This is a genomic window from Streptomyces aureus, from assembly GCF_000725495.1.
Taxonomy (GTDB): domain Bacteria; phylum Actinomycetota; class Actinomycetes; order Streptomycetales; family Streptomycetaceae; genus Streptomyces; species Streptomyces aureus_B.
The window spans coordinates 36,305-45,388 of sequence record NZ_JNZD01000049.1 but is presented as its reverse complement, the minus strand read 5'-3'; the positions used below and the strand labels follow the sequence as shown (position 1 = coordinate 45,388).

The following is a 9,084-nucleotide window of genomic DNA, read 5'->3' as shown; positions in this document are numbered from 1 at the left end:
CCCCTGCCCCTGCCCCTGCCCCTGCCCCTGCCCCTGCCCCTGCCCCTGCCCCTGAGCAGGGCTACGGCTTCCCGCAGCCCGCAGCCGGACCGGCCGCTCCGCAACCCGGCCATGACCTCGCGCAGCCGCAGACGCACCCGCAGCCCCCCGCCGGGGCCGCCCCGCCGTACCCGGCACAGGATCAGCCCCAGCCCCCGCAGCAGCCCGGTCCGCCGGTGCAGCAGCAGCCGACCGCCCCCGTCGACCCGCGGACCGGGACCGCCTGGCCGCAGCCCGTGCGGCACGACCAGCGGCAGCCGACCAACCCCGGCGCCGCCCCGCTCGGGTACACCGCGGCGGTGGAGCTGTCCTCCGACCGGCTGCTCAACAACAAGCGGCAGAAGGCCAAGAGCGGCCGTCCGACCGCAGCGTCCTCGCGCTTCAAGCTGGGCGGGAAGAAGGAGGAGGCCGAGCGGCAGCGCAAGCTGGAGCTGATCCGGACCCCGGTGCTCTCCTGCTACCGGATCGCCGTGATCAGTCTCAAGGGCGGTGTCGGCAAGACGACCACGACCACCGCGCTCGGCTCCACGCTCGCCACCGAGCGCCAGGACAAGATCCTGGCCATCGACGCCAACCCGGACGCCGGCACGCTCGGCCGCCGGGTGCGCCGCGAGACCGGCGCCACCATCCGTGACCTCGTGCAGGCCATCCCGTACATCAACTCGTACATGGACATCCGGCGGTTCACCTCGCAGGCGCCCTCCGGGCTGGAGATCATCGCCAACGACGTCGACCCGGCCGTGTCCACGGCCTTCAACGACGAGGACTACCGGCGCGCGATCGACGTCCTGGGCAAGCAGTACCCGATCATCCTGACCGACTCCGGCACGGGTCTGCTGTACAGCGCCATGCGCGGGGTGCTCGACCTCGCGGATCAGCTGATCATCATCTCGACGCCGTCGGTGGACGGGGCGAGCAGCGCCAGTACGACGCTGGACTGGCTGTCGGCGCACGGGTACGCGGACCTGGTGTCGCGGTCGATCACCGTGATCTCCGGAGTGCGCGAGACCGGCAAGATGATCAAGGTGGACGACATCGTCAGCCACTTCGAGACGCGCTGCCGGGGTGTCGTGACCGTGCCGTTCGACGAGCACCTGGCCGCGGGCGCCGAGGTCGACCTCGACATGATGCGGCCCAAGGTGCGCGAGGCGTACTTCAACCTGTCCGCGATGGTCGCCGAGGACTTCGCCCGGCACCAGCAGTCGCACGGGCTGTGGACCAACGACGGCAACCCGCCGCCGGTGGCCGCGCCGCCGATGCCCGGGCAGTACGTGCCGGGGCAGCAGGTCCCAGGGCACTACGCTCCCGGGCAGCAGGTGCCGGGAGCGCCCGCGCAGGGCCCGGCCCCGCAGCAGCCAGGACAGCCGTACGCCCAGCCGCAGCAGCCGCAGCCCGGGCAGCCTTACGCCCAGCCTGGGCAGCCGTACCCGCCCCAGCCGGGCCAGGCCTATCCCCAGGCTCCGGCACAGGGTTACCCGCAGCCGCCCCAGCCCCAGCCCCAGCCGGGCCAGCAGTTCCAGCCCGGTCAGACCGCTCAGCCCGGTCAGCAGGGCCGGCCCGGGGAGCAGTTCCAGCCCGGTCAGCCGTACCCGCCGCACCAGGGCCAGACCCCGCCGCCCCCGGCGCCCTCCGCGCCTCCGCAGCAGTAACAGCGGCGGAAAAACCGCGAAGACCCGCACCGTTCACGGACGGTGCGGGTCTTCGCGTCATGCAGCGCGATGGAGCGCGGTGGAGAGGAGCCGGCGGCAGGCCGGGAAGGGGCTACGCCCCGTCGTACGCCTCGATGAGTTCCCGTGAGCGCTTCACGTCGTCGCCGATCGCCACCAGCAGGGCCTCGATGGAGTCGAACCGGGCCTGGCCGCGGACGAAGGCCAGGAAGTCCACGGCGACGTGCAGACCGTAGAGGTCGAGGCCGACGCGGTCGATGGCGTACGCCTCGACCGTGCGCTCGGTCCCGTCGAACTGCGGGTTCGTGCCCACGGAGATCGCGGCGGGCATGGCCTCGCCCTGGGCGTGCAGCCAGCCCGCGTACACCCCGTCGGCGGGGATCGCGGTGTGCGGGAGCGTCTCCACGTTGGCCGTGGGGAAGCCGAGTTCGCGGCCGCGCTGGGCGCCGCGGACGACGACGCCCTCGACGCGGTGCGGCCGGCCGAGGATCTCGCGCGCGCCCTCGACGTCTCCCTCGGCGACCAGGCGCCGGGTCAGGGTCGAGGAGAACGGCTCCCCGCCGCCCGCCTCGCCGGACACGAAGAGGTCGACGACCTCGACCTCGAAGTCGTACGTCTGCCCCTGCTCGCGCAGGAAGTCGACGTCGCCCGCGGCCTTGTGGCCGAAGCGGAAGTTGGGGCCCTCGACGACCGCCTTCGCGTGCAGCTTGTCGACCAGCACCTTGACCACGAAGTCGGCCGGCGACAGCTTCGAGAACTCCGTGGTGAACGGCAGGATGAGCAGGGCGTCGACGCCGAGTTCGGCCATCAGTTCGGCACGGCGGTGGTGCGGGGCGAGCAGCGGCGGGTGGCTGCCGGGGCGGACCACCTCGCTGGGGTGCGGGTCGAAGGTGACCACGACGGAGGGGACGCCCAGCTCGCGCGCGCGGTCCACGGCATGCCGGATGATCAGCTGGTGTCCGCGGTGCACCCCGTCGTAGGAACCGATGGTGACGACGCTGCGCCCCCAGTCCTCGGGGATGTCCTCCAAGCCACGCCAGCGCTGCACTGTGACCGCTCCTTGTCGAACCCGTGTCCGTGATTGCCTTATTCGCAGCTCTAAGGGTGCCATGCCGTGCGCTCTCGGCATGCATCGGCATCGGGCTGTGACCGATCGCTCAGCGCCGCGGAGCGCGCCGCCGAGGCCGGCCGGGTGCTCGGCGCCCGGCCCGGCGAGGGGTCCGGCGTGGCGCGCGGCGGACCCGGTGCGGTCCCGAGTCGGGGGTGTCCGGGTGCCGGTCAGACGGGAGCCCGGGCTCCCGCCCGGCTCTCGATCAGCCGGCGGGTCCCGGGTCCGACCAGCCCGGCCCACGCCCCGGGGGCGCCGCTCACCCAGCGGGCCAGCAGCGGGGCGAAGCCGGAAACGCGCCGGGCCAGGTCGGCCAGGCCGCGGTCGAAGGCCAGGGCTCCGGCCGGTGTGCGGGCGAGGAGCAGGCCGACGCGGTGCACCAGTTCACGCGTCGGTGCCTCGCCCGTGCGGTCGAGGCCGTCGCCGGCGGCCCTGAGCACGGCGTCGAGAACGGCCGGATCGCGTTCGTGCGCCAGCAGCAGATCGAGGAGTTCGCGCCGCAGCGGGGCGGACGTTCGCTCCCCCGGTGTCGCGAGGACCTGGCCGAGCGCGGTCCGCACCGGCGGACCGCACAGCTCCAGCAGACCGCTGACCAGGGCGAACAGCAGGCCCGGGGAGGCATTCGACCGGTCGATGCGCCGGTCGAGGTCCGCGGCGACGTACGCGGCGACCCCGGGGCACAGGTCCACGGTCTCGCGGACCAGCGCGGCGACGGGTCGGGCGAGGGCGGGGGTGGTCATGTCGGCGAGGGCGCCGAGGAGTTCGGCCGTGTCGGGGCCGAGCCGCAGCAGCCGTTCGCGGAAGGCGGCGAGCACGGGTTCCGGGTCGGTGGTGAGTGCGGCGGCCAGCGCGCTCGGGGCGGGCTGGGCGTCGCCGGCCGCGAAGTGGTCCAGCGCCCGCGGCAGCCAGCGGGCGCGGGTGAGCGGATCCCGGACGAGGACGCCGAGCGCTCCGCCGTGCAGGGCACGGTCGGCGGGGCGGGCGAGCACGGCGAGCGCGGCCCGCCGCAGCGGTTCCCGGTCTGTCTCCGCCACCGCGAACGGCGCCGCCCGCAGTGCGAGGGCGACGGCCGCCGCCCGCCGCTTGGGCCGCTCGTCGTGGGCCCACCGGTCGACCGCGCGGCACACGGGCGACGGCTCCTCCTCGGCCAGTACGGCGAGCAGTTCGTCGCCCCGCGGATGCGCGGCGGCCATCAGGGCCTCGGTCAGATCGTCGGGGGCGCGCCGCCGGTGCGCGTACAGCAGGGCCTGCGCGGCCGTGGCGACGGTCGCGTTCGGTGTCGCGGTGAGGGGCCGTTCGTCGTCGAACCAGCGGGTGAGATGGCGGTGCACGGCGACCGGGTCGGCGCCGAGGAGACGGGAGACGGTGTCGAGATGGCGCGGGACGGCGGGGGCCTCGTCGGGGTACGGGAGCCCGGCCGTCGGGATGCGGCGGGGGTCGGCGGCCACCAGGCGCCGCAGCAGGTCGAAGCGTTCCGCGTCGGGGAGGGGCAGCGCCGCCCAGAAGGCCGGACCGAACTCCTCGGGGACGGTCCTGCCCTCCTGCCGCCAGGCCACGATCCGCTCGGTGAGGAACCGCAGCACGCCGAGGTAGGGGGTCGCGTCGGGCACGCGGAGCAGGACGGTGGCGCTCAGCCGGGTGGCCCACCAGAGCGGGTCGCCCGCCGGGGCGGTGAACGGGATGCCGTGGGGCTCGCCCGGCCGGTCCGGCGCCGGGGGAAGGAGTTCGTCGGCCGCGTGGACGAGTTCGCCGAGACGGAGGGCCAGTTCGGCCGGGGCGTCGTTCCGGGAGAGCAGGAGCAGGGTCTCGACGACGGGGCCGATCCGGTGCCGGGGAACGGGAAGGACGTCTGCTCCGACGGCGGAGGTCCCGGAGCCCCGGGCCGCGATGACCGGTGGTGCGATGCGATCACCCCGGGCGGCCCCGTGGACGGACGCGTCGGTGTCCCTCCACGCGGAGCCGGTCGCATACGACTTGGTGTCCCTCCGCGCGGAGCCGGCGCCGTACGCCGTGGTGTCCCTCCGCCCTGAACCGGTGCCGTACGCCGTGGTGGACGTGCGTACGACACCGGTTCCGTACGCCGCGGCAGTTGTCCCCGCGGAACCGGTGTCGTACGTCGTGCCCAACTGCTCGGAGCCGGTGCCGTACGTCGTGACAGGCGTCCACACGGACCCCGTGCCGTCCCCCGTGGCCGACGCCCGCACAAAGCCGCCGGCGGACGCGGCACGGCCCCGGTGGACCAGGCTGTCCAGTGCCGCCTCCAGGTCGAGGTGGGTGCCCTGGATCCAGTCGGCGAGCTCCTCGTGGGCGAAGCGGTAGCCGTCGCCGGCCGGGACGAGGAGTCCTTCGGTGAGGACGGCGGAGGCCCAGCCGCCGATGCCCGCGAGGCGTCCGCGGGCGGGGCCCCAGGGGAAGACGCTCTCGAAGGAGGCCCGGTCCAGCCGGCCCTGTCCGGGGCCCAGACAGCGCCGGGCGGCTTCGTGCACCTGGCCGGAGACCCGGGCGGCGAGCCGGCGCACGGCGGTGCCGCTCAGCCCGTTCGCGCCGGCGAGGCGGACCGCGACGCGCAGGCACATCAGATCGAGGTGGGCGGCGAACACGTCGTCGCGGTCGAGCGGTTCGGGCCCGGGGTCGACGGGAGCGGCCAGCACCTCGGAGAGCAGCCGGATCACCAGTGGATGGCGGGCGTCGGCCGGGGCGAGGGCGCCTTCGGGGATCCCGGCACCCGACCGGGCCCGGCGCCCCTCCTCCTCGGTCAGATCGCCGAGCGGTACACAGGCCGGCGTCCACCGCCCGCCCGGCGCCGGCGTCGCCGGGGTGCCCGCGTGGTGCAGCAGGGTCGGGGGGAATTCCGATCCGGCCCGCTCCCAGAACTCGGGCCGGCCGGCGATCACGAGCCGGGTGCCGGTCTCCGTCAGCCAGGCCGTCGTCTCCTCGGTCCAGTCGGGGAGGCGGTGGGCGAGCTCGGGGGGCATCTCCTCGGGGCCGTCGAGCAGGAGCAGCAGCGGGCGGCCGGCGGTGAGCGCGGCCCAGGCCAGCCGGTCGGCGGCGATGTCGCCGAGTTCGCCGCCGTACCCCTCCGGCGGCAGGACGCTGCGGTCGGCCGGGGACCGGCGGGTGGCCGGAGCCCCTGCCGTCACCGGGTTCTGCCGGGAGGCGGCGACGATCCGCCCGGCACGCTCCAGGGCGCGGGTGGCCGCGTCGGCCACGCAGGTGTCGTCGGCGCGGAGGTCGGCGCCGCGCAGCCACAGGGTCGGGGCCGGCTCGGGGCCGTACAGGCGGCGTGCGGCGAGGGCGGCCAGTTCCGTCGTACGGCCGCTGCCCGGAGGGCCGACGAGCGCGAGGACGGAGGCCGGGCCGTTCTCGAAGGCCGAGAACTCCCGGTCCACGTCGGCCCGTTCGACGATGACGGGACGCGCCGCGCCGAGGGGGAGCGAGGACGGGACCGGCGGCCGCGGCCCGTCCGAGGCCACCGAGGTCGCGGTGAGTTCCAGGGCGGCGGCGAGGTTCAGGTCGGCGCCGTAGGCGGGGACGGTGGCCGCGTTGCGGGCCAGCAGTCCGGCGAGCGGCGCCAGGGCGACACGGCCCCGCAGCGGGAGGGCGAAGCCGGGTGCCCGGTGTCCGGCCGGGCGCTCCCCCGGCAGGGCGGCTTCGGGGACACCCGCCTCGAGATGGGTGGCGACGACCGCCACGACGGCTCCGGTACGGGCGTCGAGGACCGGTCCCCCGGCCGCTCCGCCGCCCGGCCTGAGCGCGTCGGCGCCCGTCGTACCGATCGCCAACTCCATTGCTTCGACCGGGAGATGAGCGTCGGCGGAGTGCACGGCGGAGGTGCCCAGCACGCGCGCCTCGCGCCAGCCGCCCGCGGCGAGCCTGACGTACGTGCCGGTCGCGACGCGGTCCCGCACGGTGACGGGGAGCGGGACCAGGCCGAGTCCTTCGGTGCGGACGAGGGCGAGCCCGAGGCCGGGCAAGGGGGTGACGGCGTCGGCGCCCAGCACGCAGGTGCGGCCGTCGGGGGCGTGCAGGACGAACCGGTCCAGGCCGTGGACGGCCTCGTGACCGGTGATCACGGTTCCTTGGTGGTCGGCGGCGAATCCCGTGCCGCGTGGCCGGCCGGCGGGGTCACAGACGCGTACGAGGGCGTCGTCCCCCGCCCGTCCGGCACCGTCCGCCGCCACATCGTTCCCGGTCCGCGGGCCGCGCCCCGCCATACTCGAACCTCCCCGCCGTGCTCCTGGTCCGACGGTAGGGGCGAGTTGATCAGCGGGACAGATCGTGCGGGAAACGCGCCCCCTTCTACTCCCCCGGTTCACTCCGAGCGCCCGCCCGATGGGGTGAAAACGGCAGGTCGGATGGATAGACCTTGGGTGGGGGAACCGAGGGGGGACCGTCGAGCGGCGGGCACGAGACCCCGTGACCGCCGCTCCTCGGGCGAACTCCGCGCCCGGCCGCGCCCCGGCGGGCGCGCGTGTTCCTCAGGCGAAGACGGCCAGGCTCTTGGCCTTGCCCTTCTGCTCCTCGACGAGCGCGAGGAAGGCGCCCTCGGGGTCGAAGACCGCGACGGTGCCCTTGCCCGTGTACTCGTCGGGCATCTCCAGGCGCACGCCGTTCAGCAGCAGCCGGGCCCGCTTGGCGTCCACGTCCCAGCGCGGGAACGCGGCCGCGGCCGCCTCCGCGATGGGCATCACCGTCAGCTCCTCCTGGAGCTGGTCGAGGGTGCGCGCGGAATCCAGCTTGTACGGGCCCACGCGGGTGCGGCGCAGTGCGGTGAGGTGACCGCCGACGCCCAGGTCCGCGCCGAGGTCCCGGGCGATCGCGCGGATGTAGGTGCCGGACGAGCAGACGACGGAGACGACGAGGTCGAGCACCGGGGTGCCGTCCTCGGCGACCGCGTCACGGATGTCGTACACCGCGAACGAGGAGATCGTCACCGGACGGGCCGGGATCTCGAACTCCTCGCCCTCGCGCGCCCGCTTGTAGGAGCGCACGCCGTCGATCTTGATGGCGCTGACCTTGGACGGCACCTGCATGATGGCGCCGGTCAGCTTGGCCACACCGGCGTCGATCGCGTCGCGCTTGATACCGGAGGCGTCCGTCGAGGAAGTGATCTCGCCCTCGGCGTCGTCGGTCAGCGTGTTCTGGCCGAGCCGGATCGTGCCGAGGTACTCCTTCTCGGTGAGCGCGAGGTGCCCGAGGAGCTTGGTGGCCTTCTCGACGCCGAGGACGAGCACGCCCGTCGCCATGGGGTCGAGGGTGCCCGCGTGGCCGACGCGGCGGGTCCTGGCGATCCCGCGCATCTTGGCGACCACGTCGTGCGAAGTGAAGCCCGACGGCTTGTCGACGATGACAAGCCCGTCGGGCGTTTTGGTCTTCTGCGTCATCGAGCCGAGTCGTCCTCGTCCTCGTCGTCCTCGCCCGGCTTCCGGTACGGGTCGGCGTCGCCCGCGAAGGCCGCGCCGGCCGAGACCTCGCGCACCTTCGCGTCCGAGGCCCGCGCCTTGTCGAGCAGGTCCTCGATGGTCTTGGCGGTGTCCGGGAGGGCGTCCGCGACGAACGTCAGCGTCGGCGTGAACTTCACGCCGGCCGCCGCGCCCACGGCGGAGCGGAGGACGCCCTTGGCGCTCTCCAGGCCCGCGGCCGCCTCGGCACGCTGCTCGTCGTCCCCGTACACCGTGTAGAAGACGGTGGCCTCCCGGAGGTCCCCGGTGACCCGGGTGTCCGTGATGGTGACGTGAGTGCCGAGCCGCGGGTCCTTGATCCCGCGCTGCAGCTTCTGGGCCACCACCTCTCGGATGAGGTCCGCCAGCCTCTTCGCCCGCGCGTTGTCGGCCACTGGTCCGTCTCCTTCTTCGCCTTGCGTGTTGCGTCGGTCTTCGTCAGTCTTCGTCGCTGTGGAGCCTGCGTCGTACCGACAGCAGTTCCACCTCCGGTCGCCCCGCGACCAGCCGTTCGCACCGGTCCAGTACGTCCGACAGGTGCCCGGTGTCCCCGGAGACCACCGCCAGGCCGATCTCGGCCCTGCGGTGAAGGTCCTGGTTGCCCGTCTCGGCGGCACTCACCGCGTACTTCCGCTGGAGTTCGGCGACGATCGGCCGGACGAGAGAGCGTTTCTCCTTGAGCGAGTGCACGTCGCCGAGGAGCAGATCGAAGGACAGCGTCCCCACATACATGTGTAACCGGATGTCCCGCCGGTACGGGGTAGACGGCCTGCCAAGGCTCTTGGCAGGGACATCAGAACCGTACAACGATCCGTCGGCCCGCTCGACG

At 74.3% G+C, this 9,084-nt stretch carries 6 protein-coding genes; 1 reads left to right on the top strand and 5 read right to left on the bottom strand.

Features of this window, described 5'->3' with window-relative positions; all coding sequences use genetic code 11:
• Window positions 1-1,688, top strand: a 1,688-nt coding sequence (locus IO36_RS35165; RefSeq protein WP_037626209.1) for a MinD/ParA family ATP-binding protein, incomplete at its 5' end; no start/stop codon positions are given.
• Between the two features lie 112 nt (window positions 1,689-1,800).
• On the opposite strand, the gene IO36_RS35160 is transcribed toward IO36_RS35165, so the two are convergent.
• From IO36_RS35160 to IO36_RS35140, 5 genes are all read right to left on the bottom strand, one after another.
• Complete coding sequence (locus tag IO36_RS35160; protein ID WP_078943640.1) at window positions 1,801-2,754, bottom strand: bifunctional riboflavin kinase/FAD synthetase; 954 nt, start codon at window positions 2,752-2,754, stop codon at window positions 1,801-1,803.
• Window positions 2,755-2,984: 230 nt separating this feature from the next.
• Window positions 2,985-7,028, bottom strand: a complete 4,044-nt coding sequence (locus IO36_RS48625; RefSeq protein ID WP_037626196.1) for a trypsin-like peptidase domain-containing protein — start codon at window positions 7,026-7,028, stop codon at window positions 2,985-2,987.
• A 264-nt stretch (window positions 7,029-7,292) separates the two neighbouring features.
• A complete protein-coding gene (gene truB / locus IO36_RS35150) occupies window positions 7,293-8,198 on the bottom strand; it encodes a tRNA pseudouridine(55) synthase TruB (RefSeq protein WP_037626194.1) in 906 nt (301 codons plus the stop codon).
• Window positions 8,195-8,650, bottom strand: a complete 456-nt coding sequence (rbfA, locus tag IO36_RS35145) for a 30S ribosome-binding factor RbfA (RefSeq protein ID WP_037626193.1) — start codon at window positions 8,648-8,650, stop codon at window positions 8,195-8,197. Before rbfA ends, truB begins: the two co-directional genes overlap by 4 nt.
• A gap of 43 nt (window positions 8,651-8,693) precedes the next feature.
• Window positions 8,694-8,987, bottom strand: coding sequence for a DUF503 domain-containing protein (locus IO36_RS35140; protein ID WP_037626190.1), 294 nt, complete (start codon window positions 8,985-8,987; stop codon window positions 8,694-8,696).
• Window positions 8,988-9,084 lie beyond the last annotated feature (97 nt).

What these genes read in the sequence shown, in the direction of transcription:
- IO36_RS35140 (WP_037626190.1), bottom strand. Translation starts at nt 8,987, where the DNA reads ATGTATGTGGGGACGCTGTCCTTCGATCTGCTCCTCGGCGACGTGCAC.
- truB (WP_037626194.1), bottom strand. Translation starts at nt 8,198, where the DNA reads ATGACGCAGAAGACCAAAACGCCCGACGGGCTTGTCATCGTCGACAAG.
- IO36_RS48625 (WP_037626196.1), bottom strand. Translation starts at nt 7,028, where the DNA reads ATGGCGGGGCGCGGCCCGCGGACCGGGAACGATGTGGCGGCGGACGGT.